The sequence below is a fragment of the Saccharopolyspora sp. 7B genome (assembly GCF_020177435.1).
GTDB lineage: Bacteria > Actinomycetota > Actinomycetes > Mycobacteriales > Pseudonocardiaceae > Saccharopolyspora_C > Saccharopolyspora_C gregorii.
The window spans coordinates 1-22,912 of record NZ_JAIUKC010000117.1 but is presented as its reverse complement, the minus strand read 5'-3'; the positions used below and the strand labels follow the sequence as shown (position 1 = coordinate 22,912).

Annotated in this window: 22 protein-coding genes; 14 read left to right on the top strand and 8 right to left on the bottom strand. The window is 73.5% G+C overall.

Features of this window, described 5'->3' with window-relative positions; all coding sequences use genetic code 11:
- Positions 1-57 precede the first annotated feature (57 nt).
- Entirely contained in the window at positions 58-309 is a 252-nt protein-coding gene (locus LCD33_RS18675) for a zinc finger protein (protein ID WP_224967127.1), read from the top strand.
- On the opposite strand, the gene LCD33_RS18670 is transcribed toward LCD33_RS18675, so the two are convergent.
- The 3 genes from LCD33_RS18670 to LCD33_RS18660 all read right to left on the bottom strand — a co-directional run bounded on the left by LCD33_RS18670 (position 310) and on the right by LCD33_RS18660 (position 3,355).
- Positions 310-1,491 carry an arginine deiminase gene (locus tag LCD33_RS18670; RefSeq protein WP_224967136.1) on the bottom strand — a complete coding sequence of 394 codons (1,182 nt, stop codon included), beginning with the start codon at positions 1,489-1,491 and terminating at the stop codon, positions 310-312. It lies immediately after the preceding gene.
- A 222-nt stretch (positions 1,492-1,713) separates the two neighbouring features.
- A complete protein-coding gene (locus tag LCD33_RS18665; RefSeq protein ID WP_224958366.1) occupies positions 1,714-2,523 on the bottom strand; it encodes a CPBP family intramembrane glutamic endopeptidase in 810 nt (269 codons plus the stop codon).
- A 52-nt stretch (positions 2,524-2,575) separates the two neighbouring features.
- Positions 2,576-3,355: a DUF2470 domain-containing protein gene (locus LCD33_RS18660; RefSeq protein ID WP_224958367.1), complete on the bottom strand. Its 780-nt coding sequence runs from the start codon at positions 3,353-3,355 to the stop codon at positions 2,576-2,578.
- 396 nt (positions 3,356-3,751) lie between these two features.
- Between LCD33_RS18660 and LCD33_RS18655 the strand changes: the two genes are divergently transcribed.
- From LCD33_RS18655 to LCD33_RS18625, 7 genes are all read left to right on the top strand, one after another.
- Positions 3,752-4,618 carry a hypothetical protein gene (locus LCD33_RS18655; protein ID WP_224958368.1) on the top strand — a complete coding sequence of 289 codons (867 nt, stop codon included), beginning with the start codon at positions 3,752-3,754 and terminating at the stop codon, positions 4,616-4,618.
- The gene (locus LCD33_RS18650) at positions 4,615-5,820 is read left to right on the top strand and encodes a fumarylacetoacetate hydrolase family protein (RefSeq protein WP_224958369.1); all 1,206 of its coding nucleotides are present in this window, start codon (positions 4,615-4,617) and stop codon (positions 5,818-5,820) included. Before LCD33_RS18655 ends, LCD33_RS18650 begins: the two co-directional genes overlap by 4 nt.
- 120 nt (positions 5,821-5,940) lie before the next feature.
- Entirely contained in the window at positions 5,941-6,594 is a 654-nt protein-coding gene (locus tag LCD33_RS18645; RefSeq protein WP_224958418.1) for an IclR family transcriptional regulator, read from the top strand.
- 202 nt (positions 6,595-6,796) lie between these two features.
- Complete coding sequence (locus tag LCD33_RS18640) at positions 6,797-8,302, top strand: cytochrome ubiquinol oxidase subunit I (RefSeq protein ID WP_224958370.1); 1,506 nt, start codon at positions 6,797-6,799, stop codon at positions 8,300-8,302.
- Between the two features lie 67 nt (positions 8,303-8,369).
- The gene (gene cydB / locus LCD33_RS18635; RefSeq protein ID WP_224958371.1) at positions 8,370-9,377 is read left to right on the top strand and encodes a cytochrome d ubiquinol oxidase subunit II; all 1,008 of its coding nucleotides are present in this window, start codon (positions 8,370-8,372) and stop codon (positions 9,375-9,377) included.
- The gene (gene cydD, locus LCD33_RS18630) at positions 9,374-12,790 is read left to right on the top strand and encodes a thiol reductant ABC exporter subunit CydD (RefSeq protein ID WP_224978094.1); all 3,417 of its coding nucleotides are present in this window, start codon (positions 9,374-9,376) and stop codon (positions 12,788-12,790) included. The genes cydB and cydD overlap by 4 nt, the downstream gene beginning before the upstream one ends.
- A 95-nt stretch (positions 12,791-12,885) precedes the next feature.
- Entirely contained in the window at positions 12,886-14,025 is a 1,140-nt protein-coding gene (locus LCD33_RS18625) for a GAF domain-containing sensor histidine kinase (RefSeq protein ID WP_224958375.1), read from the top strand.
- Between the two features lie 270 nt (positions 14,026-14,295).
- Here LCD33_RS18625 and LCD33_RS18620 read toward each other — a convergent pair whose 3' ends face one another.
- Together LCD33_RS18620 and LCD33_RS18615 are read right to left on the bottom strand one after the other, a co-directional pair.
- The gene (locus tag LCD33_RS18620; RefSeq protein WP_224958377.1) at positions 14,296-14,931 is read right to left on the bottom strand and encodes a response regulator transcription factor; all 636 of its coding nucleotides are present in this window, start codon (positions 14,929-14,931) and stop codon (positions 14,296-14,298) included.
- Positions 14,932-15,001: 70 nt separating this feature from the next.
- Positions 15,002-15,529 (bottom strand): DoxX family protein, encoded by a 528-nt coding sequence (locus tag LCD33_RS18615; protein WP_224958379.1) that lies wholly within the window; start codon positions 15,527-15,529, stop codon positions 15,002-15,004.
- Between the two features lie 225 nt (positions 15,530-15,754).
- On the opposite strand from LCD33_RS18615, the gene LCD33_RS18610 reads away from it, so the two are divergent.
- The gene (locus LCD33_RS18610) at positions 15,755-16,249 is read left to right on the top strand and encodes an Hsp20/alpha crystallin family protein (RefSeq protein ID WP_224958381.1); all 495 of its coding nucleotides are present in this window, start codon (positions 15,755-15,757) and stop codon (positions 16,247-16,249) included.
- A gap of 65 nt (positions 16,250-16,314) precedes the next feature.
- On the opposite strand, the gene LCD33_RS18605 is transcribed toward LCD33_RS18610, so the two are convergent.
- Positions 16,315-16,914 carry a macro domain-containing protein gene (locus LCD33_RS18605; protein ID WP_224978093.1) on the bottom strand — a complete coding sequence of 200 codons (600 nt, stop codon included), beginning with the start codon at positions 16,912-16,914 and terminating at the stop codon, positions 16,315-16,317.
- A gap of 120 nt (positions 16,915-17,034) precedes the next feature.
- Here LCD33_RS18605 and pheA point away from each other — a divergent pair, with 120 nt between their 5' ends.
- Complete coding sequence (gene pheA / locus LCD33_RS18600) at positions 17,035-17,958, top strand: prephenate dehydratase (RefSeq protein WP_224958386.1); 924 nt, start codon at positions 17,035-17,037, stop codon at positions 17,956-17,958.
- The gene (locus LCD33_RS18595; RefSeq protein ID WP_224958388.1) at positions 17,955-18,596 is read left to right on the top strand and encodes a histidine phosphatase family protein; all 642 of its coding nucleotides are present in this window, start codon (positions 17,955-17,957) and stop codon (positions 18,594-18,596) included. The genes pheA and LCD33_RS18595 overlap by 4 nt, the downstream gene beginning before the upstream one ends.
- Positions 18,597-18,725: 129 nt before the next feature.
- Here LCD33_RS18595 and LCD33_RS18590 read toward each other — a convergent pair whose 3' ends face one another.
- Together LCD33_RS18590 and LCD33_RS18585 are read right to left on the bottom strand one after the other, a co-directional pair.
- The gene (locus LCD33_RS18590) at positions 18,726-19,076 is read right to left on the bottom strand and encodes a metallopeptidase family protein (protein WP_224958390.1); all 351 of its coding nucleotides are present in this window, start codon (positions 19,074-19,076) and stop codon (positions 18,726-18,728) included.
- Positions 19,077-19,080: 4 nt separating this feature from the next.
- A complete protein-coding gene (locus LCD33_RS18585; protein WP_224958392.1) occupies positions 19,081-20,082 on the bottom strand; it encodes a septum formation family protein in 1,002 nt (333 codons plus the stop codon).
- 204 nt (positions 20,083-20,286) lie between these two features.
- On the opposite strand from LCD33_RS18585, the gene LCD33_RS18580 reads away from it, so the two are divergent.
- The 3 genes from LCD33_RS18580 to LCD33_RS18570 form a co-directional block, all read left to right on the top strand.
- Positions 20,287-20,922: a hypothetical protein gene (locus LCD33_RS18580; protein ID WP_224967121.1), complete on the top strand. Its 636-nt coding sequence runs from the start codon at positions 20,287-20,289 to the stop codon at positions 20,920-20,922.
- Between the two features lie 4 nt (positions 20,923-20,926).
- Positions 20,927-22,093 carry a glutathionylspermidine synthase family protein gene (locus tag LCD33_RS18575; protein ID WP_224958396.1) on the top strand — a complete coding sequence of 389 codons (1,167 nt, stop codon included), beginning with the start codon at positions 20,927-20,929 and terminating at the stop codon, positions 22,091-22,093.
- Positions 22,094-22,199: 106 nt separating this feature from the next.
- On the top strand, positions 22,200-22,912 hold a 713-nt coding region (locus LCD33_RS18570; RefSeq protein WP_224978092.1), incomplete at its 3' end, for a hypothetical protein.

The following is a 22,912-nucleotide window of genomic DNA, read 5'->3' as shown; positions in this document are numbered from 1 at the left end:
ACCGGTACCTCCCCGACCGGCCGGGACCGGGGCCGTCGTCCTCCCCGGTGGATTCCGTTGGAACGAGAGGTGATCGTCGTGCTCGGTGGTAGCTCAGGTCTGGTCGTGTACTGGCGCCCGATGCGCGGCGAGCGGCACGGGTTCAGCCCGGATCGGCCGCCGCGCGCAGGCGAGCTGCGCAGCGCGCTGTGCGGCACCTCGGCGGAGCTCGTCGAACCGTCCGATGTGGACTGGCTGGACCCGACCTGCGCGGAATGCGGGCGGCAGGCAAGGAATCTGCTCGAACTGCGGCAGCGGGCGCGGCCCTGACTACAGCGATTCGCGGGTGATGGGGCAGGACATGCAGCGGGGGCCGCCGCGGCCGGTGCCGAGTTCGGAGCCGCTGATGCGCACGACCTCCACGCCGGCGGCCTCCAGGCGGGAGTTCGTCTCCACGTTGCGCTCGTAGGCGATGACGACGCCGGGGGCGAGGGCGAGGGTGTTGTTGCCGTCCTCCCACTGCTCGCGCTCCGCCGTCACCGGGTCCAGGCCGGTGTCGATGACGCGCAGCCGGTCGATGCCCATCGCGTGCGCCGCGGATTCCAGGAACGGTTCCGGGCCGGACACGGACACGCCGTCCTCGTGCGGGCGCAGCGAGTACGCGGTCAGCGAGTGCTGGATCGCCGGGTACATCACCACGGCGTCCTCGGCGACCATCGTGCACACCGTGTCCAGGTGGATCGACGCGCGCTGCTGGGTGATCGGCACCGCCAGCACCGTGTGCGCGAGGTCGTCGGCGAACATCGAGCGGGCGAAGGACTCCGCGCCTGCCGGGGTGGTGCGCTCGCCGACGCCGATCGCGACCACGCCCGGCGCCAGCAGCAGCACGTCCCCGCCCTCCACCGGCGCGGAGTGCGCGCCGTACGCGCGGCCGGAGCGGGAGAACCGCGGGTGGTAGGCGTAGATCAGGTCGGTGATCGCCGATTCGCGGCGGCGCGCGGGCATCGCGAGCGAGGCGACCGCGACGCGATCTCCCACCCACACCGAGGAATCGCGGGTGAACAGCAGGTTCGGCAACGGGGTGAGCGCGAAGTCGTGCGGCAGGTGCATCCGGCGCACCAGCGAATCGCCTTCCGCGGCGGGGAGTTCCTCGAAGGTCATGCCCGCGATCAGCGCACCCGCCAGCGCCTTCTCGTCCACTGTGGACAGGTGGGAGCGGAGCACGTCGGCGATGTCGGTGCCGAGCTCGCGCTCGTCCACCGCGCTGTGCACCGCGGCGGCCCGCGCCCGCGGATCCGCGAGGGTCTCCACCAGCAGTTCGTGCAGCAGCACCACCTCGATGCCGCGGGAGCGCAACACCTCGGCGAACGCGTCGTGCTCGGCCTGCGCGCGGTCCACCCACGGGATCGCGTCGAACAGCAGCTGGTCGCTGTTGCGCGGGGTGAGCCGCTTGAGCTCGTCGCCCGGGCGGTGCAGCAGGACGGTGTGCAGCGGGCCGACCTCGCTGCGCACGTGCGGTTCGCTCGCGCGTGGGTTCACGTCATCGAGCCTAGCCGTCACGATCGAAAACAGGGCTGCCCGCGCGTGAAAAACATCGAACGTTGCGCTGAACGACCACCGGAAGGGCGATCCGTTGTCCACCGTCGACGACTCGGATCGACCCGCCGACCGCCGGGCGGACGGCCCGTTCGCCCGACCGGGCCGGACGGGTGGGCCGTTCGCCGGGCGGGGCCGTCAGGGGAGCCAGCCGACCTTCCCGCGCAGCGCCGCGTAACCGACGAACGCCACCACGTCGATCAGCGCGTGCCCGACCACCAGCGGCCACAACCGGTTCGCGCGCTGCCACACCCGGCCGAACACCAGGCCCATCACCACGTTCCCGACGAACCCGCCGAAGCCCTGGTACAGGTGGTAGCTGCCGCGCAGCACCGCCGACGCCCACAGCGAGCGGTTCTCCGACCAGCCCAGCTGCCGCAACCGGGTCAGCAGGTACGCCACCACCAGCGCCTCTTCGGCGAACGAGTTCCCGAACGCCGACAGCACCAGCACCGGCGCCCGCCACCACGCGTCGTCCAAAGTGGACGGTTGCACGGTGAGGCTCAGCCCGAGCGCGTGCGCCGTCAGGTACAACCCCAGCCCCGGCACGCCGATCAGCGCCGCCAGCCCCGCGCCGCCCAGCGCGTCCCGCCACGGCCGCGAGCGGTCCAGGCCGATCCGCGCCAGCGCGACCCCGCCGCGCCACAGCAGGAAGATCCCCAGCGCGCCCCAGGCGAACAGCCGCAGCACGTTCGCCAGCTGCTGCGCCAGGTCCAGCAGCCCGGCCTCCGCCTGCGGCGCGTTGATCGCCACCGCCTGGTCCGCCAGCGACTGCGGCTGGGACAGCGCGTCCAGCAGCGACAGCAGGCTCTGCAGGCCGGACATGCCCAGCGTCACCGCGAACACCACGACCAGCTCCACGCCGATCGCGCGGCGCTGCGCCGGATCGGCGAGCCGGGCCGGTTCCTCGGGGCGGGCCGGGACCAGCCACTCGCGCAAGGTGCTCACCTGCGGAACCGTACCCGCGCGGCGCGGCGGAACCCGCGCCGCCGCAACGGGATCAGGCCGAGCGCTGGCCAGCCAGGAACGGGCAGCCGACCAGGCGGCGCAGCTCCAGGCCCAGCGACTCCGCGGTCTCCACCGGCTCGGAGAACGCCAGCCGCACGTCGTGATCGCCGTCGGCCGACTCCACCCGCAGCCGCAGCCCGAACCGGTCCAGGCCCAGCGGGCGGATGTGCCCGCCGCGCAGGTCGTCCGGCAGGTGCCGCGCGAGCATGCCCACCACGTCCCGGTGGGCGCTCTCCAGGTGCCGCAGCCAGCCGTCCTCCAACATGCAGAACGGATCCGGGCGGGCGGCGGTGAACTCGGCGGCGGGCACCGAGCAGGTGCCCTCCGCGTCCGCCAGCACCAGCGACGCCGGTTCCAGCTTGAGCACCGAGGCGCCGTGGCCCGCGTCGAGCAGCCGGCTGTCCGGGCGCTGCTCGGCGACCGCCAGCACGTCCTCCCGGGCGTCGGTCCCGGTCAGGACGCGGATCTGGCCGGTCAGCCACAGCAGTCCGCGCACCGACTCGCGCAGCTGGACCGGGGTCGGGTCGGCCACCTCCAGCACCGCCGCGATCTCGGTCCGCGGCGCCTGCCACGCCGTCGCGACCAGCGGGTGGTCGTCGCCGAGCAGCACCGTGGCGGTGCCGTCCGGATGCACGTGGTGCAGCAGCGGTGCGATCCGGGCCGAACTCTCCCCGGAAGGCATCAACGCGGCCCTGCCACCTCGTCTAGCGATCGTTCGGGCCCGCTCCGCCGGGTTCGGCTTGGCCGGGCGACGTGTCGTCCTCTCGCGCACCGCTCACCTCCAACTTAGGTAAGCCTAACCCAGCAGGTCCGCAGGGGAAAGCCGCTGTCCGTCTTACCAGCTGATCGGCCCACCGCGGGGCTGTGCGCGGGAAGTTCCCACCGCCGCGCGGGGTTCTCCCGCGGTCCGGGACGGTGCCCGGCGCGGAACCGGAGGAGGGATCGGCGCGGTTCCCGACCGGCTGGTGGCGAGATCGATCCGCGCAGCGGAACGGCCGCGGGGCCACCCCGCGCAGCCGCCGCGAGATCACCCGAGTGGATCAACGGGGCCCGGCGGAGCCCGCCACCAGCAGTGATGATCCACCGAACGGCAGCAGGGGAAGACCGCCGGACGCCCGTTCCTCGGCCACCTTTGTTCACCGAACGGCGCGGCATTAGCGTGTCTGCCGTGTCAAGCGCTGTTGAGCTTCGCGCGCCGGGTCCGCGCGGCATCCCGCCACTGTTCGCCCGACTGGTCGACGACGCAGCGCTGTTCCCACCGGGCAGCGCGCAAGTCGACCACGCGGTCAACGCCCACCTCGCCGCCCGGACCGGTGAGTACTCGGGCGTGATGGGCCCGATGCTGTGCCAGGCCTCCCGGCTGGCCGAGCTCATCACCGAGCTCGCCAAGGCCAAGCCGGCCGAACCGGTCCCGCTGTCGCTGGTCTGCGACACCGGGCTCGGCGGAGTGCCCAAGGCGCTGTCCATCATCGAAGGGCGCCAGGAACTCCTGGCGCTGCGCATGGTCGAGATGCCCGCGCCCTCCGACGTCGACGACGTCTGGCTGGAACGCGTCTCCGAGTTCGTGCCCGAGGACGTCATCCGCGTCGTCGAACCCCGGCGCAGCCCCGAAGGCTGGCTGGACGGCATCAAGCGCGTCGCCGAGCACGGCTGCTGGCCGAAGCTGCGCACCGGCGGGCCCACCTCCGAATCGGTGCCGCCCGTCGACGTCGTCGCCGACTTCCTCGCCACCGTCAGCACGCTCAGCGTCCCGTTCAAGACCACCGCGGGCATGCAGACCGCCGTCCGCGGCGCCGACCCGGCGACCGGGTTCATGCAGCACGGCTTCCTCAACCTGCTCGTCGCCACCGCCCGCTGCCTGTCCGGCAAGGACGTGCGCGACGCGCTGGAGAGCGCCGACGGCGACGCCCTCGCCGCCGAAGCGGGCTCGTTGTCCGACGCGGCCGCGACCGCCGTGCGCGACGTGTTCGCCTCCTACGGCTCCTGCTCGCTGACCGACCCGGTGACCGACCTGGAAGGGCTGGGGCTGTTGTGACCTGGATCGAGGACCCCGAGTTCGCCGCCGACAAGCCGTTCGGACCGCAGACGCTCCCGTACGGGGTGCTGGTCACCGCGAGCGGACCGGTGGTGGCCGTGCGGGTCGGCAAGCACGCCTTGCCGCTGCGCGGTGTCGCGGACTCGCTGGGTCCTCGGTTGTCCGAACTGGTCGGCGCCCGCTCGCTCGACCCGCTGCTGGCCGCCGGGCGGGCGCGCTGGCGGGAACTGCGGGAGCGGCTCACCGAACTGGTCACCGCCGACCGCGCGCCCGCCGGCGCCGAACTGGTGCGCACCGACTGGCACACGATGGTGCTGCCGTTCACCGTCGCCGACTACGTGGACTTCTACTCCTCGCCGCACCACGCGCGGAACGTCAGCCGCATCCTGCGCCGCGGCGCGAGCGAACTGCCGGAGAACTGGACGCACCTGCCCGTCGGCTACCACGGCCGTGCCGGGACCGTCCGCGTCTCCGGAACCGACGTGCCGCGGCCCAGCGGGCAGCGGCGCACCACCGGCGACCGCAACCCCGCGTTCGGCCCCACCCGCAGGCTCGACTTCGAAGCCGAGGTCGGCTTCGTGTGCGGCGGGGAGACCGCGTCGCGGGTGCCGACGGAGGACTTCGCCGAGCACTGCTTCGGCGTGGCGCTGGTCAACGACTGGTCCGCGCGGGACCTGCAGCTGTGGGAATCGCAGCCGCTGGGCCCGTTCCTGGCGAAGTCGTTCGCGACGTCCATCGCCGGGTGGATCACGCCGCTGGAGGCCTTCGAGCACGCGCGCATCGCGCTGCCGGAACGGGAGCACGCCCTGCACGACTACCTCGCCGAGACCGAGCCGTGGGGGCTGGACCTGTCGCTGGAGGTGCGGTGCAACGACATCGTGCTGTCCCGGCCGCGGTTCGCCGACATGGCCTGGTCCCCGGCGCAGCAGCTCGCGCACTTGACCGTGAACGGGGCGACCGTGCGGCCCGGCGACCTGTTCGCCTCCGGCACCGTGTCCGGGCCGGCCAAGGAGGAGCGCGGCTGCCTGCTGGAGCTCACCTGGGGCGGCGCCGAACCGATCACGCTGGACGACGGGGAGCAGCGCACCTTCCTCCAGGACGGTGATCGGGTCACACTCGGGGGGACCGCGCCCGGACCGGACGGTTCGGTGATCGGCCTCAGCGAGGTGACGGGCACGGTGCTGTCCGCGACCTGGAGGTGACCGGTGGCCCGAACCCCCGACCCGGCGCGACCTCCCGATCCGGCCCCGCCGCGGGCGGCGCACCGGCCCGGTCCCGCTGACCCGGGACGCCGCGGCCCGGCTGGCGGCCACGGGCACCCGGTGGGCGGCGCGGCCAAGGACGCCCCCGCCAAGGAGACCTCGCTGACCCTGGAGCGCGGGCTCAACCTGCTGCAGGCCGTCGCCGAAGCCGACGGCGCCGCCCCCACCATCAGCGACCTCGCCGCCACCGTCGGCGTCAGCCGCGCCGCCGTGTACCGGTTGCTCGGCCCGCTGCAGGACCGGGGACTGGTGCGCCGGGAGGGCACCCGGGTGCGGCTGGGGCTCGGCGTGCTGCGCGTCGCCGGACGCGTGCTGCCGCAGCTGCGGTTCGCGGCGACGCCCGCGCTGCACGAGCTCGCCGAGCAGGTCGGCGCCACCGCGCACCTCACCGTCGCCGACGGCGGTGAGGCGCAGGCCGTCGCGGTCGCCGAACCGTCCTGGACCAGCCACCACGTGGCCTACCGGATCGGTTCCCGGCACCCCGTGCAGCGTGGTGCCGCTGGCCGGGCCGTGGACCTGCTCGCGGACGGGCCGCCGTGGGTGAGCAGCAGCGGCGAGCTGCACTGCGGCGGCTACGGCGTCGCCGCACCGGTGCTGGGCGTGCCCTCGCTGCGCGCCAGCGTCGGCGTCCTCGCGCTGGAACCCCTCGCCGTCGAGGAGGTCGGGCCGCTGGTCGCCGGTTCGGCCCGAGCGGTGGCCGAAGCGCTCCGCTGATCCCCGGGACCGCGCCGAGCGCCGCCGCGGCCCCGATCCGGGCGAGAGGGGTTCCGATCATGGGATCCGTCCGGTAGAAAAGATCACATCCCGCCGCGGCGACCCGGGACGAAAGTCCTGGTCGGACCCGGGACCTCCGTCCTGGCACGAGGGGGACGGCGGCCCCTGAAACCGGGGTGCCCGGCCCCGGCAGACTGGCCGCGTGGAACTCCTCGACATCGCCCGGTGGCAGTTCGGGATCACGACCGTCTACCACTTCCTGATGGTTCCGCTGACCATCGGGCTCTCCCTGCTGGTCGCGGGAATGCAGACGGCGTGGTGGCGCACCGGCAACGAGCGCTACCTGAAGATGACCCGCTTCTGGGGCAAGTTGATGATGATCAACTTCGCGATGGGCGTGGTCACCGGGATCGTCCAGGAGTTCCAGTTCGGCATGGCGTGGAGCGAGTACTCCCGCTTCGTCGGCGACGTGTTCGGCGCCCCGCTGGCGATGGAGGGCATCGTCGCGTTCTTCGTCGAATCGACCTTCCTCGGCCTGTGGATCTTCGGCTGGGACCGGTTGTCGAAGGGCGTGCACCTCGCCTGCGCCTGGGCGTTCTCGCTGGCCACGGTCGCCTCCGCCTACTTCATCCTCGCCGCGAACTCGTGGATGCAGCACCCGGTCGGCATCGAGGTCGTCGACGGGCGGCCGCGGTTGACCTCGATCTGGGCGGTGATGACCAACAACACCGTGCTCGCCGCGTTCCCGCACACCGTCTTCGGCTGCTTCGCCGTGGCCGGGTCGTTCCTCATCGGCATCGGCGCCTACAAGATCGTGCGGCACCACCGGAACTCGCCGCGCGACGACGAGGACCGGAAGCTCTGGCACACCTCGATGCGGCTCGGGGCCTGGGTCGGCGTGGTCGCCTTCGCCGGGCTCGCGATCTCCGGCGACGTGCAGGGCAAGCTGATGTTCGAGCAGCAGCCGATGAAGATGGCCTCCGCCGAGGCGCTCTGCCACACCGAGGAGCCCGCCAGCTTCTCGATCTTCGCCTACGGCGACGTGGGGCGGCAGAACTGCGAGGACGTCAAGAGCTTCACCGTGCCCTACATCCTCTCGTACCTGGCCAACGGCGACTTCACCAGCGAGGTCGAGGGCGTGCAGGCGCTGGTGCCGCAGTACCAGGCCGCCTACGGCACGAACTACCCCGACGACCCGCGGCTCGGTCAGTTCGCCGGGCAGCCCATCGACTACGTGCCGAACCTGCCCGCCACCTACTGGGGCTTCCGTTTCATGATCGGCTTCGGCGGGGTCGCCGCGCTCGGTGCCGTCGCCGTCCTCTGGTTCACCCGCGGTGGCCGCTTCCCGAAGGGCCGCTGGTGGGGGCCGCTGGCGGTGGCGAGCATCGCCACCCCGTTCCTCGGCAACGCGTTCGGCTGGATCTTCACCGAGCTCGGCAGGCAACCGTTCGTCGTCGCACCCAACCCGAACCCCTCCGGAGTGGACGGGGTGTGGATGTACACCGCGTCGGCCGTGTCCTCCGGGGTGACGCCGGGGGAGATGCTGACCTCGCTGATCGGCCTCACCACCGTGTACGGCGTGCTGGCCTGCGTCGAGATCTTCCTGATCGTCCGCTTCGTCAAGGGCGGCGTAGCCGCGACGATGCCCCACGAACCCTCCGACGACGACAAATCCGACGACGGCGAGACGCTGTCGTTCGCCTACTGAACTGAGAAGGCCACTGAGGTTCCGCTAGCCGACTCACCGAGCACATCAGCCACCAATGGAGAACGTGATGGACCTGCCCACCTTCTGGTTCGCCCTGATCGCCACGCTGTGGCTGGGCTACCTGTTCCTGGAGGGCTTCGACTTCGGCGTCGGCATGCTGCTGCCGGTCCTCGGCCGCGAGGAGCGCGAACGCCGGGTGCTGATCAACACGATCGGGCCGGTGTGGGACGGCAACGAGGTGTGGCTGATCGTCGCCGGCGGCGCCACCTTCGCCGCCTTCCCCGGCTGGTACGCCTCCCTGTTCAGCACCGCCTACCTGCCGCTGCTGCTCCTGCTGCTGGTGCTCATCGGGCGCGGCGTCGCCTTCGAGTACCGCGGCAAGGTCGACACCGCGCGGTGGCGGCGCACCTGGGACACCGTGATCGTGCTCGCCTCCTGGATCGCGCCGATGATGATCGGGCTGGTGCTGTCGGCGAGCGTGTTCGGCCTGCCGCTGGACGCCAACGGGGACCGCGTCGGCGGGCCGCTGGTGCTGCTGACGCTGCCGAACGTGGTGGGGGCGCTGGCGGTGTGGGGCTTCTCGTTCCTGCACGGCGCCGTGTTCCTGTCGCTCAAGACCGCGGGCGAGGTGCGGGAGCGGGCGCGGAAGTTCGCGCTGCGGCTCGGGCCGGTGCTGCTGCTGCCGGTGATCGCGCTGCTGCTCATCGCGCAGCTCACCCAGGGCGAGGCGTGGACGTGGGTGCCGCTGGGCATCGCGCTCGCCGCCGCCCTCGCGGCCCTCGCCCGGATGATCTCCTGGCGGGAGGGGCAGGCGTTCGCGCTGCAGGGCATCGCGCTCGCCGGCGTGGTCGTCACCCTGTTCGGGGCGCTGTGGCCGAACGTCATCCCCTCCACGCTCGACCCGGCGTTCTCGCTGTCCATCGCCGAGACCGCCTCCAGCCCCTACACGCTCACCGTCATCACCTGGGTCGCCGCGTTCGGCACCCCGGCCGTGCTGATCTACCAGGGCTGGACGTACTGGGTGTTCCGCAAGCGCATCGGCACCCACCACATCCCGCCGGTGCACGCGCCGTGAGCGGGCCGCTCGGCGCCCTGCCCCGGCTGTCCCGGTCGGCGCGGTGGGCGCTGCTCGTCGCCGGGCTGCTCGCCGCGGGCAACGCCGCCGCGCTGATCGTGCAGGCCTGGGCCCTGGCGAGCGCGCTCGCCGAGGTCGTCACCGCCGGGGTCGGTGCGGCCGCCGTCGCCGACCGGCTCGGCGTGCTCGCCGCGGCGATCGTGGCGCGCGCCGCGCTCGGCTGGGCCACCGAATCCGCCTCTGCCCGCGCCGCCGCCGGGGCGAAGGAGGAACTGCGGGCGCAGCTGCTCGACTCGGCGCTGCGGCGCGGCCCCGAGTGGATCCGCGGCCGCGGGCCGGTGGAGCTGACCTCGCTCGCCACCAAGGGGCTCGACGCGCTCGACGCGTTCTTCACCAAGTACCTGCCCGCGCTGGTCACCGCCGCGGTGGTACCGCTGCTCGCGGGTGCCTGGATCCTGTGGTCCGACCCGATCTCGGCGGTCGTCGTGCTCGGCACCGTGCCGCTGATCCCGCTGTTCGCGTGGCTCGTCGGCCGCTACACCGAGCAGCGCACCGCGCGCGCCACCGACGACACCCAGCGGCTGTCCGCGCAGCTGCACGAACTGGTGCGGGCGCTGCCGGTGCTCACCGCGTTCCGCCGGGCCGGCGCGCAGCGCGCCGTGGTCCGGAAGGTCGGGGACCAGCACCGGCGCAGCACCGTCGCCACGCTGCGCGTCGCGTTCCTGTCCGCGCTGGTGCTGGAGCTGTGCTCCTCGCTGTCGGTGGCGCTGGTCGCCGTCGGCATCGGGTTGCGGCTCGTGTCCGGGGAGCTGGACCTGGCGACCGGGCTGCTGGTGCTGGTGCTCGTCCCCGAGTGCTACCTGCCGCTGCGCGCCGCCGGGGCCGCGCACCACGCCAGCGAGGACGGCGTGGAAGCGGTGCGGCGCGCCGACGAGATCATCATGACCGACGCGCCCGCCAGCACCGGGGATCCCGTCGAGCTCGGCGCGGCGCGCGCGCTGCGGGTGCGGGACCTCGCCGTCGCCCGCCGCGGCCGGCACGCGCCCGACGGGCTCTCCTTCACCGCGATGCCCGGGGAGGTGCTGCGGCTCGACGGGTTCGACGGCATCGGGCCCAGCGGCAGCGGCAAGTCCACCACCTTCGGCGTGCTGCTCGGCTTCACCCGGCCCGAGCGCGGCACCCTCACCTACGCGGGCACCGACCTGCGCGACATCGACCCGGGAACCTGGCGCAGGCACCTCGCGTGGGTGCCGCAGCGGCCCGCGTTCACCGGCGGCACCGTCGCCGACGAACTCGAACTCGCCGTCGCCGACCAGCCCGCGGACACCCTCGACGCGCTCGACGACGCCCTCGCCGAAGCCGCCGCAGCGCACCTGCGGGACCGGCCCGTCGACGGGCTCTCCACCGGGGAGCGGCAGCGGGTCGCCGTCGCGCGCGCCCTGCTGCGGCTGCGCGGCGTCGCCCGGGTGCTGCTGCTCGACGAGCCCACCGCGCACCTCGACCCGGCTACCGCGCACCAGGTGGAGCGGGCGATCGAGCGCGCCGCCGAGCGCGGCGCCACCGTCGTGCTCGCCAGCCACCGCCCCGGCGCCGAACCCGCCGAACCCGAACTCGCGCCCGCCGACGGGCCCGCGGGCACCGTGCCCGGGCTGCCCGCCGCCCGCGGCACCCTCCGCGAGCTGATCACCCCGCGCACCCTCGCCGGGGTCGGGCTGGCCGCGCTGTCGCTGCTGTCCGGGCTGGCGCTCACCGCGACCTCCGCGTGGCTGATCGCCCGCGCCTCGCAGCAGCCGCCGATCCTCACCCTGTCCGTCGCCGTCGTCGGCGTGCGCACCTTCGCGCTGTCCAGGGCCGCCGTGCGCTACGTGGAACGGCTCGTCACGCACGACGCCGCGTTCCGCACCGCCGGGATGCTGCGGGAACGGTTGTGGGACGCGCTGGTGCGGCTCGGTCCGGCCCGCACCGCCGGACTGCGGCGCGGCGACGGCGTCGCGCGGCTCGTCGACGACGTCGACGCGGTGCGCGACCTGGTGCCGCGGGTCGTGCTCCCGCCGCTGACCGCGGTGCTCGTCGCGCTCGCCGCCGTGGTGCTGCAAGCACTGGTGCTGCCGTCCGCCGGTGCGCTGCTGGCGGTGTCGCTGCTGGTCGCGGGAGCCGGTGGGGTCGCGGCGGCGCTCGCCGCGGAACGCCGCGCCAGCACCGCCGTCGCCGCGGGGCGCAGGCACGTCGCCGACCGGGTGCTCGCACTGCTCGACGGCGCCGCCGAACTGCTCGCCTTCGGCGCGCACACCGGGCGCCGCGCCGAACTCGCCGCCGCCGACGCCCGGCTCGCCGCCCGCGCCCGCCGCGCCGCGTTCGGCGCCGGGGCCGCCACCGCCGTCGGCACCCTCGCCGTGGGCGTCGCCGTGCTCGGCGGGGCGTGGCTCGGCGCGGACGCCGTCGCCGCCGGGCGCCTCGCGCCGGAGCTCGCGCCGCTGCTGGCGCTGGTACCGCTCGCCGCCGCCGAGGCCGTCGCGCTGCTGCCGCCCGCCGCGCAGCAGTGGCGGAACCTGCGGGCCGCGCAGGACCGGTTGGCGCCGCTGCTCGCCGCCGGGGCCGCCGAACCGCGCGCGGCCGAATCCGGTGCGGCCGCCGATCCCCGAACCGCTTCGGGCACGGCCGCCGCTACCGGCGCTGCTACCGGGCCGGACGCGGCCGGACCGGGTGCGGGCGCCGAACCCGCCGCCGACTCCGCTGCTGCTGCCGAACCCGCCGCCGCCGAACCCGGGGCCGCCGCCCGCGCCACCGACGGGCGCATCGAACTGCGGGGCGTCGACGTGCGCTGGCCCGGCGCCGCCGAACCCGCGCTGCGCGACGTCGACCTGACCGTCCCGCCGGGAGCGCACGTCGCCGTCCTCGGCCCCTCGGGCAGCGGCAAGTCCACCCTGCTCGCGCTGCTGCTCGGCTTCCTGCCCGCCGAACGCGGGACCGCGCTGCTGCCGGACCGCGCCGCCTGGTGCCCGCAGGAACCGAACCTGGTGTCCACCACCGTCCGGGAGAACCTGCGGATGTCGGCGCCGCACGCCGACGACGAGCGGCTCGGCGCGGCGCTGCGGCTGGCCGGGCTCCCCGGCTGGGCGGATCGGCTCGGCGAGCACGTCGGCTCCGGCGGCACCGCGCTCTCCGGCGGTGAGGCGCAGCGCCTCGCGCTGGCCCGCGCCCTGCTCGCCGACGGCCCGCTGCTGCTCGACGAACCGACCGCGCACCTCGACGTGCCCACCTCCGCGGCCCTCCTGCGGCGGCTGCGCGACCAGGCCGACCGCACCGTGCTGCACGTGACGCACCGGCCCGCCGAAGCCGAGGCGGCCGACCTGGTGCTGCGCGTGCACGACGGCGCGGTCACCGTCCTGCGCGCCCCGGCGGCCGCCCGATGACCGCCGACCCGCGCGCGGCCGATCATCGGCCAGGTCACACCGCCCACCTGCTGCGCAGGTCAGGAGCGGACCGGAGGACTAGCCTCGTGCACGCCATGGATCCCGCACTCGCCCGGCGCATGCTGGCCGCCTCCACCGAGATCACCAAGGCCGCCCTGTCCGCCGAAGACCCGGACGTGGTGCTGCCGATGGTGGTGCGCCGCGCCGCCGCGCTCGCCGAAGCCGACCTCGGTCTCGTCATGGTCCGAGCCGACGACGGCAGGCTCACCGTCGAAGCCGCTTACCCGGCCGAGCCCGCGTCCTCCGGCGACCCGGTCGGTGCGGTGCTCTCCGCCCGCTCCGCCGCCGCCCGCGTCGCCCGCAGCGGGGTGCCCATCGTCGTCGACGACCTGATCGACGATCCGATGACCGCGCCGTACGTGCCGCCCTCGCTGCGGATCTACGGGCCGTTCGCGGTCGCCCCGTTCGGCACCCGGGAGCGCAGGCTCGGCGCGCTCGCGGTCTACCGGCGCCGCGGCGCCACCACGTTCACCCGGGTCGCGGTCGAGGTGCTCACCGGGTTCGCCGCCCAAGCCGGGCTGGCGCTGGTACTCGCCGAAGGCTCCACCGCTCGTGAGCGCATCGCGGTCTACCAGGAGCGGGAGCGCATCGCCCGCGACCTGCACGACGTCATCGTGCAGCGGCTCTACGCGGCCGGGATGCAGCTGGAGGTGCTGGACCGCAGGCTCGCCGGGCGCCTCGACCCGGCGGACTCCGAGCGGCTCACCGACACCATGGACCAGCTCGACCAGACCATCGCCGAGGTCCGCGCCACCGTGCGCACCCTGCGCTCCGCCGACCCGGAGACGCCCGCGCAGGCCCCCGACCTGGCCGACTCCATCCGTTCCGAGGTGCAGATCGCCGGCGAACTGCTCGGCAGGCCGCCGAAGCTGGAGATGGACGGCGATCTCGGCGGAGTGCCCGTCGCGCTCGCCGACCACCTGCGGGCCGCGCTGCGCGAAGCCCTCTCCAACGTCGTCCGGCACTCCGGGGCGCGCGCCGTGCTGGTGCGGGTGCGCTGCTCGGACCGGGCGATGCGGTTGCAGGTCGTCGACGACGGCTGCGGGATCCCCCGCGACGTCACCAAGCGCGGGCTGCGGCACCTGGAGGAGCGAGCGGCGGCCTCCGGCGGCCGCTGCGTCATCCACTCCTCACCCGACAGCGGAACCACGGTCACCTGGGAAGTCCCGCTCTGACCGCTTGCCCGCTGCGAGATGGGCCAAGCAGCGCACGCACCGCCAGCCCCGAGCCCACGCCCGGCTCGTGCCTTCGTCCTGTCAGCGGCGAAGCCGCTGAACGGAGACCACGCACGCAGCAGGACCACCAGCGGGTTCTCAGCTGGTTCCTCGCGAGGACAGCGTTTTCGCCTGTGGCGGAGCCACCGGTGAAAACGATCCCGCAGCGAGGAAGCAGCTGAGGTTCCGCCACCCGACCACTCCGCAAAACGAGCGGAAAGTCAAAGAACGTCAGCCCTGGCGGCGGGCTACCCAGGCGGCGGCTTGGGTGCGGCGCTCCATGCCGAGCTTCGCGAGGACCGCGGTGACGTAGTTCTTCACCGTCTTCTCCGCCAGGAACAGCCGTTCCGCGATCTGCCGGTTCGTGAGCCCTTCGCCGATCAGGTCGAGCACCCGGCGCTCCTGCTCGGTGAGCGCGTCCAGCTCGTCGGCGGGCTGCTCGGCGCCGCGCCGCATCCGCTCCAGCACCCGCGCGGTCGTCACCGGGTCCAGCAGCGAACGGCCCGCCGCGACCTCGCGCACCGCGTTCACCAGGTCCCTGCCGCGCACCTGCTTGAGCAGGTACCCGGAGGCGCCGGCGTTGATCGCGCCGACCAGCGCCTGCTCGTCGTCGAAGGCGGTGAGCACCAGGCACTGCGGCGGGGTGGGCAGCGCCCGCAGCCTGCGGCACAGGTCCAGGCCGTCCCCGTCGGGCAGTCGCATGTCGACGACCGCGACGTCGGGTTCGGCGGCCTGCGCCCGGACGACCGCTTCGCCGACCCCGCCGGCCTCGGCGACGACGTCGAGGTCCGGCTCGGTGCTCAGCAGGTCCCGGAGGCCGCGACGGACCACCTCGTGGTCGTCGACGAGCAGCACGCGTACCGGCACGTCCTCACGCTACGACCGCATCACCCGGACGTGCAGGTAAGGGTCCCCTGACCGGCCACGGGGCCGGCGGTCAGCGCTGGGCCCTGCGCTTGGCCCTGCGGGCGACCTTCTTCGCGGCCTTCGCGTTGAGCTGGGTCTGCTCGGCCACGCGGGAGGCGCCGTGCTTGGCGCGGTAGGCGACGGACGGCTTGCCCTCGGTGTCCACGGCCGCGATCAGCAGGCCGCCGATGAGGCCGAGGTTCTTGAAGAAGTGGATCTGCTGCCCGGCGCGCTCCTGCGGGTCGTCGATCTCCCAGAAGGCGTGTCCGGCCAGCGTCGTCGGCACCAGGCTGCTCGCCAGCAGCACCGAGGAGAGCCGCGGAGCCTTGCCGAGCGCCAGCAGCACCCCGGCGCCGAGCTTCACAGCGCCGTCCAGCTTCACCAGCGTCACCGCGTCGGTCGGCACCTGCTCCGGCAGGGAGTCCTCGACCTTGCCGACCGTCTTGTCCAGGAAGGGCGCCGCGGCCTTGGAGTGTCCTTCGGCGTCCCGCAGGGCGTTGATGCCGCCGCTGATGAAGATCGCGGCGAGCAGCGGGCGGGCCAGGCGGCGGATCAGCATGGGTACCTCCTAGTTGGACGCGACCCCGACGGTACCGCGCCGAGCGGACGCCGCCCCGGCGTGGAATCGATCTTGCAACCGGAGCCGCCGGAAAGAGGTTCGCTGCGCCGGGAACAATCCGCAAAGTTGAGCCGTTGGCACTCATGCAACCGCAGTGACCGGGTATCCGGTTCGGGCTGGAACCGAGCCGGTGACGTCCCGGAGTCGACGAAGGAGTGATGAGTGATGGCTCTTGCCGTTCGTGGCTGGGACCAGTTCGCCGGCCTGGACCGGGAGTTCGACGCGTTGGTCCGCGGTGCCTTCCGCGGGCGCGGCGGCGCGGAGCAGCGGTACGCCCCGGCGGCCGACGTGCTGCGCGAGGGCTCCGACCTGGTGTTCCGGCTGGACCTGCCCGGCGTGGACGTCGAGGACGTGTCCGTCGAGGTCGCCGACGGCGCCCTCAAGATCAGCGGCAGCCGCACCGCCCGCACCGAGGTCCCCGCCGAGGACGCGGACGGGTCCGGGCCGAGCCGGGTGCTGGTGCGGGAGCTGCGCAGCGGTGCGTTCAGCCGCGGCTTCCGGCTGCCGAAGGGCGTGACCGGTGAGCAGGTCGAGGCCGACTACGACCGCGGCGTGCTCGAAGTCCGGGTCCGCGGTGCCCTGGAGCAGGCCGCCCCGACGAAGGTCGCGGTCCGCGACCGCGCGGCCAAGGAGGTCGGGGTCCCTGCCGAAGACCGGTGAGGCCCGCGGCGAGCGCCTCGTCCGGCCGGTTGGCCGGGTGGGGCGCTCGCTCGTGCGGTGGTGGGTCAGCTGTGGTCGGCGCGGGCGAAGGTCTCGTCCCAGGCGGCCGCGACCTGGTGCGCGCACAGCCGCGGGTCCACGCCGCCGACACCGGTGCCCAGCCCGGGCAGCGCGATGGTGCGCACCACGTCGCGCACCCGCATCCCGTTCTCCAGCACCCCGGCGGCCCACAGCCGCAGCACGGCCCGCGCGGCCAGGTAGGGGTGCACGGTGTCGGCGGGCAGCACTTCACCCGGTTGGCGCATCGTGGGGGAGCTGACCAGCCAGGCGGGGCAGGGCGAACCGGTGGGCACCAGCAGCGCCTCGCCGACGGGCAGTTCACCGCCGTGGTAGGCGAGCACGGCGCTGCGCACCGACTCCTCCACGTTCGGGAAGGCCCGCGAGTACAAGGCGTCCACCCCGCCGCGCATCCAGCCGTACGAGTTGGCCGGGCTCACCACCGCGTCCACCCGCAGGTCCAGCACGGATCCCTGGTGGACTTCGAGGTTGTCGCGGTCGGCGGCGACGGTTCGCCACGCTGCCGTCAGCGGCTCGTCCAAGGCGCAGAGGACGAGCCGCAGCTCCGGCTCCGCTCGGTCCGATGAGCGCTCCGAATCCGCGGTCACACTGACAGCATCGCAGGAACGGGCGACTGAATGTAATTGGGTAGGTCACACATCCGGGGAAAGATGATCACCGGTCCGGGTCTGAGTGGGACGTTCCACCCGGCCCGTAGGCTGGTGCCCGTGCCGCACATCGCCTACCTGGGGCCGCCCGGAACCTTCACCGAACAGGCGACCAGGATCCTCACCGAAGGCTTCGACGCCGAGCTGCTGCCCTACGAGTCCGTGCCGCAGGCGCTCGCCGCCCTCCGCGCGGGCGACGTCCTCGCCGCGGGCGTGCCGGTGGAGAACTCGGTCGAGGGATCGGTGCCCGCCACGCTGGACGCGCTGGCCGGTGGTGATCCGCTGATCGCGGTCAGCGAGGCGACCGTGTCGGTGCAGTTCGACGTGCTGGTGCGCGCGGGTGTCACCGCCGACCAGGTGCGCACCGTCGCCAGCCACCCGCACGCGATCGCGCAGGTCCGCGGCTGGCTCGCGGCGAACCTGCCGGACGCCGACGTGCGGATGGCGTCGTCCACCGCGGCCGCCGTGGAGCAGGTCGCCGCGGGGGAGCTGGATGCGGCGGTCGCCTCCCCGCTGGCGGTGGAGCTGTTCGACGGGCTGCACGTCCTCGCCAGGGGCGTCGCCGACAACGCCGACGCGGTCACCCGGTTCCTGCTGCTGCGCAGGCCCGGACCGCTGCCCGACCCGACCGGCGCGGACCGCACCTCGATCGCCGCGGTGATCGCCCACGAGCCGGGCACGCTCACCGAGATGCTGCTGGAGCTGTCGCTGCGCGGCATCAACCTGAGCCGCATCGAGTCCCGCCCGATCAAGGACCGGATCGGCGAGTACCGCTTCTTCCTGGACCTGGACGGGCACGTCGCGGACGCCCGCGTCGGGGACGCGCTCAGCGGCCTGCACCGCAGGTGCAGCGAGGTGCGGTTCCTCGGTTCCTACCCGAAGGCCGACCACTCGCCTGCCAGCGTCCCCACCCCGGTGTCGGAGCAGGCGTTCCAGGCGTCCGCCCGCTGGCTGGCCCGCGTGCGCGAAGGAGGCGCCTCATGACCCCGGTGCTGCGTGCGCCCGCCGACGGGCTCCGGCTCGTGCTGGTGCGCCACGGGCAGACCCCGTCGAACGTGGCGGGCCTGCTGGACACGCTGCCGCCCGGCCCCGGGCTCACCGAGCAGGGCAGGCGGCAGGCAGCGGACCTGGCGGAGCGCCTCGGCACCGAGAAGGTGCTGTCGGTGCACGCCAGCCGCGCGCTTCGCGCCCAGGAGACGGCGCTGCCGACGGCGACCCGGCACGGGCTCGACGTGCGGATCGCCGACGGCACCCACGAGATCTTCGTCGGCGACCTCGAAGGCCGCGGCGACCTCGACGCCCGCGAGCGGTTCGACGAGATCTACGACGGGTGGCACCACGGCGAGGACCGGTCGATGCCCGGCGGGGAGACCGGCACGCAGGCGCTCACCCGGTTCTTCGCCTCCGCCCAGCCGGTGCTGGACGAGGTCACGACCGGCGCGGTGGTGCTGGTCAGCCACGGCGCGATGGTGCGGCTGGTGGCGGCCCGGCTGGCGCCCGAGGTGGAGCCGCGGCGCTCCAGCGCGGCCTACCTGCCGAACACCGGGATCATCGTGCTGGAGGCCGACTCGGCCTCGCCGACGGGTTGGCGCTGCGCCCAATGGGACGACCTGCCGGACTGACCCGCCTGCCTTTCCGCTTCTGTTGCGTCGTGCTCGGGTGGCGTACGTGGTCGGCGGCTCCGCGGCTCCGCCGCCGACACGAAACGGACCCGGCCCGCCGGGCAGGGTTCGAAACCAGGTAGTCGGCGGTCAGCCCCAGCCGAGGGAGTGCAGGGTGTCCTCGTCGACCCCGAAGTGGTGCGCGATCTCGTGGACCACGGTGATCGCCACCTCGTCGACGACCTCGTCCTCCGAGTCGCACATCTCCAGCAGCGGTTCCCGGTAGATCGAGATCCGGTCCGGCAGCACGCCCGCGTAGGTGCTGTCCCGCTCGGTCAGCGCCACCCCGAAGTACAGGCCGAGCAGCGTCGGGTCCTCCTCGTTGTGGTCCTCGACGAGCACCACCACGTTGTTCATCGCGGTCGCGAACTGCTCGGGCACGAGGTCGAGCGCGTCGGCGACGAGTTCGTCGAACCGGGCCCGGGTCATCTCCACCGGCACCGGCTCAGCGCTCCCCGGAGGCGGGGACGCCGGGCTGGATGGGGGCGGTGTTCTGCGGCGCCGGTTCCGCGCCGACCTGCACGTCGCCCTTGACGCTGCCGGTGATCGGCGCGAGCCCGCTGCCGTCCGGCAGCTGCGCGCTGACCTTGCAGTTGACCTGCCGCGACCCGGCGTTCCAGCTCTCCTCGGAGAGCGTGTCCCAGTAGGGGACGAGCTTCTTGTCCTGCACCGCGGTCGGGCTGCCCGCGTACTCGGCGGCGAGCTCGCCGCAGCGGGTGGCGAGGAACCCGTCCTGGTCGTCTTCGGCCGGGTAGTCGGCGGGGAACTGCTGGCCGAGGTCGACGACGCCGGTGACCTCCACCGAGTGCGGCTGCGCGCAGTCCACCGGGTCCCACACCTCGGTGCCGTTGATGCCGAGGCAGCGGCCCACCTCGTAGGTGTTGGACTGGTCCTGCTCGGCGACCTTGCCCTTGATCGCGAACAGCTCCCCGGACGGGCCGGGCTGCTGGAGGCCGCAGTGCAGCATCCGGTCCCCGGAACCCCAGCCCTTCTCGCTGGGCGTGAACGCGCCGACGGAGAACCGGCCTTCCGGGTCGAGCCTGCCGCGCAGGTACTGCGCCGAGACGGCGGTGCAGCGCTCCTGCTTGAGCTGCTGCCACTGCTCCGCGGACGGGTACGGCGCGGTGCCCGCGAAGTCGGCCTTGAGATCAGCCTTGCCGGTGACCTCGAACAGGTGGCGCTCGCGGCACTTGACCTGCCGGATGTCCGCCGCGTCCGCTTCCGTCCAGTGCAGGCAGGTGCCGGCCTCGGCCTCGAACACCGGCGGGGTGGCGGGTGCGGCGCCTTCGCGGCCGGGCCCGCCGATGCCGGAGCCGCCCTGGCCGGGCGTGTTCAGCAGCGCGCTGATCAGCAGGACCAGTGCCCCGCCGATGGCGGCGGCGATCATCACCAGCCGGGTGTTGGGCTTCTTCCGGCGGTGCTTCTGGGGATCGCTGCGCTCGGCCATCGATCACATCATGCCTGGCGCACGGGACCCGTGCCCAAACGCTCACGCATCGAGTTGAAACCGATTCGTGTCCCCGCGCGTCCTACCGAGGCGTACCCGGCGCGGGTGCGCGATGGGTAGTGTTGCCGCTGGGAGTGGGCGATGACGGAAGATGGCAGACCATTGGCAGACCAGGACGGGCCGGACCGCAGAGACCAGCCGCCCATGGGCGGGGCTGACGATGTGACGCGGCCGAACGAGGTGCAGCAACCGGGTGAGCAGGGGGCTCGCGGCCGGATGCGCTTCCAGGACGAATCGACGACCCCGCGGGAACCGACGCTCGCCGAGAAGCGAGCCCGGATCGCGGCGGAGAAGCGCCAGGAGGAGCAGGCGCAGGCCGAGCTCGCCGAGCAGGAGCGCAAGACGCAGACCAGGCGGCGCGTGATGGTCGGCGGCGGGGTCACCGTCGGCGTGGTCGCGCTGGTCGCCGCGTTCTACTCGGGTTCCGCGTACAGCCAGGAGCAGACCGCGGTGCAGGAGTACTGCGCCACGGGTCAGGGCCAGACGACGGTCCAGGACCCGAACATGTGCGACGAGAACTACGTGCAGAGCCACGGCGGGTACCACAGCGGCGGCATGTTCTTCATGCCGATCTTCCTGCCCGGTGGCGGCGTCGGTGGGTACAACTCCTACCGGTACGGCTACACCCAGCCCGGCACCGCGGCCCCGCCGGTGGGCCAGCCGGTGTCGAGCCCCAACTTCACCAAGCCCGCCGACGCGAACATCAAGAACACCAAGGGCCAGACGGTGCAGCGCGGCGGTTTCGGGATCAGCAACAAGAGCGGCAGCAGCGGGAGCTGAACGAGTGCGGCGGAGGACAACCGGGCGCAGGCCGGACTGGCAGCGCAAGGTCGAGGAACTGGGTCTCGTGTTCGGCACCCCGGCGCGGGCGGCCGACGGCTCGCAGCGGCCGTACTGGGACGAGGGCGTGCACTACGAGTTCAGCTTGGACGAGGTGCTCTCCCTGGAGGCCGACGTCGAGCTGCTCCAGTCGATGTGCCTGGACGCGGTGGACCACGTGGTCACCACCGAGCGCTACCGGGACTTCGGCATCCCCGAGTGGGTGTGGCCGCACATCGCCGAGTCGTGGAAGCGGAACGATCCGCACCTCTACGGCCGGTTCGACCTGCGCTACGACGGCTCCGGTCCGGCGAAGCTGCTGGAGTACAACGCCGACACGCCGACCTCGTTGCTGGAAGCGGCGGTCGTGCAGTGGAACTGGCTGACCGAGTGCCACGAGGGCGACGACCAGTGGAACTCGATCCACGAGAAGCTGGTCGAGCGCTGGGGCGAGATCGCCGACCAGCTCGCCACCCGCGAGGTCCACTTCACCTGGTCCGGCTCGGACACCAGCGGCGAGGACAACATCACCTCCGCCTACCTGCAGGAGACCGCGGCCGAGGCGGGCATGGACACCGTCGGCCTGGTGATCGAGGAGATCGGCTGGGAGCCGCTGCTGGAGCGCTTCGTCGACCTCGAAGAGGCGCCGATGAACTCCGTCGTCAAGATCTACCCCTGGGAGTGGATGGTCGACGACGACTTCGGCAAGCACGCGGTGCACACGCTGCCCGCGACGCAGTGGATCGAACCGCTGTGGAAGATGCTGCTGTCCAACAAGGCGCTGCTGGCCGTGCTGTGGGAGATGTACCCCGGGCACCCGAACCTGCTGCCGACGTTCCTGGACCAGCCCGGCATGCTCACCGAGTACGTGCGCAAGCCGCGGCTCGGCCGGGAGGGCAACAACATCACCGTGGTCGCGCCCGGCTGGGAGACCGAGACCGGCGGCTTCTACGGCGAAGAGGGCTACGTCTACCAGGCGTTCGACCCGCTGCCTGAGTTCGACGGGATGCGGCCCGCGCTGGGCGCCTGGGTCGTCGGCGACTCCGCCGCGGGACTCGGCATCCGGGAGACCGCGGGCCTGATCACCGACGACGGCGCCGCGTTCGTCCCGCACCGCATCCCCGGCTCCTGACCTGGCCCGCCGACCGGGCGTGACCTCGTGACCTGTGCTTTCGTGGGGAAACGGGGTGGGGGCGGCGCGCCTCCGCGAGCCCGGTTCGACACGGCGGGGTGGGCGCATGCCGTACAGCCAGGCGGGGAACGACGACGAGGACCGCGAAGCGGTCGAGCAGCACCGCGCGGAGCAGCAGGCCGCTGAGCGGCCGGGCGAGGTCGAGCCCGACGTGCTGCTCGACGTACCGGCCCTGCGGGTGGAGGAGCTCCACCTGGAGGTCGAGGACCTGCGGGCCCAGGTGTCGCTGCAGGCGGAGATCCGCGACCTGCTGCGCCTGAGCGTGGGTGCGGACGTGTCGCTGGGGCGGGCGGACCTGGAGCTCAAGGGCGTCGAGGCGCAGGCGTTCCTCAAGGTCCGCCTCGACCACGTCGCCGAGATCATCGAGCGGGTGCTCACCTCCATCGACCGCAACCCGGAGATCGTGCTGGGGCTGACGCGGGAAGCCCGCGGGGTGCTGCGGGACGCGGGCGTCGACGACGCGCTGCGCGGCGGGGTCGGTGAGCCCGGCGAGGCCGCCGCGCGGTCGGTGCAGGCGGGCAGCGAGGTCGTGTCCGACGCGGCGACCGCCGCGGAGCAGGCCGGTCCGGCGGCGACCGGGGAGGCGGACCCCGCGGGACCGGCCGACCGCCCCGCGGGCGCACCGACGGACCGCTCCGCCGAATCCGCCGACCGCCCCGCCGAACCCGGCGACCGCCCTGCCGAACCCGCCGCCGCGCGGCCGGAGCCCGCCGACGCCGGCGGCCGCGGTCCGCGCGCCGCCGGGGCCGAGGAGCGCGC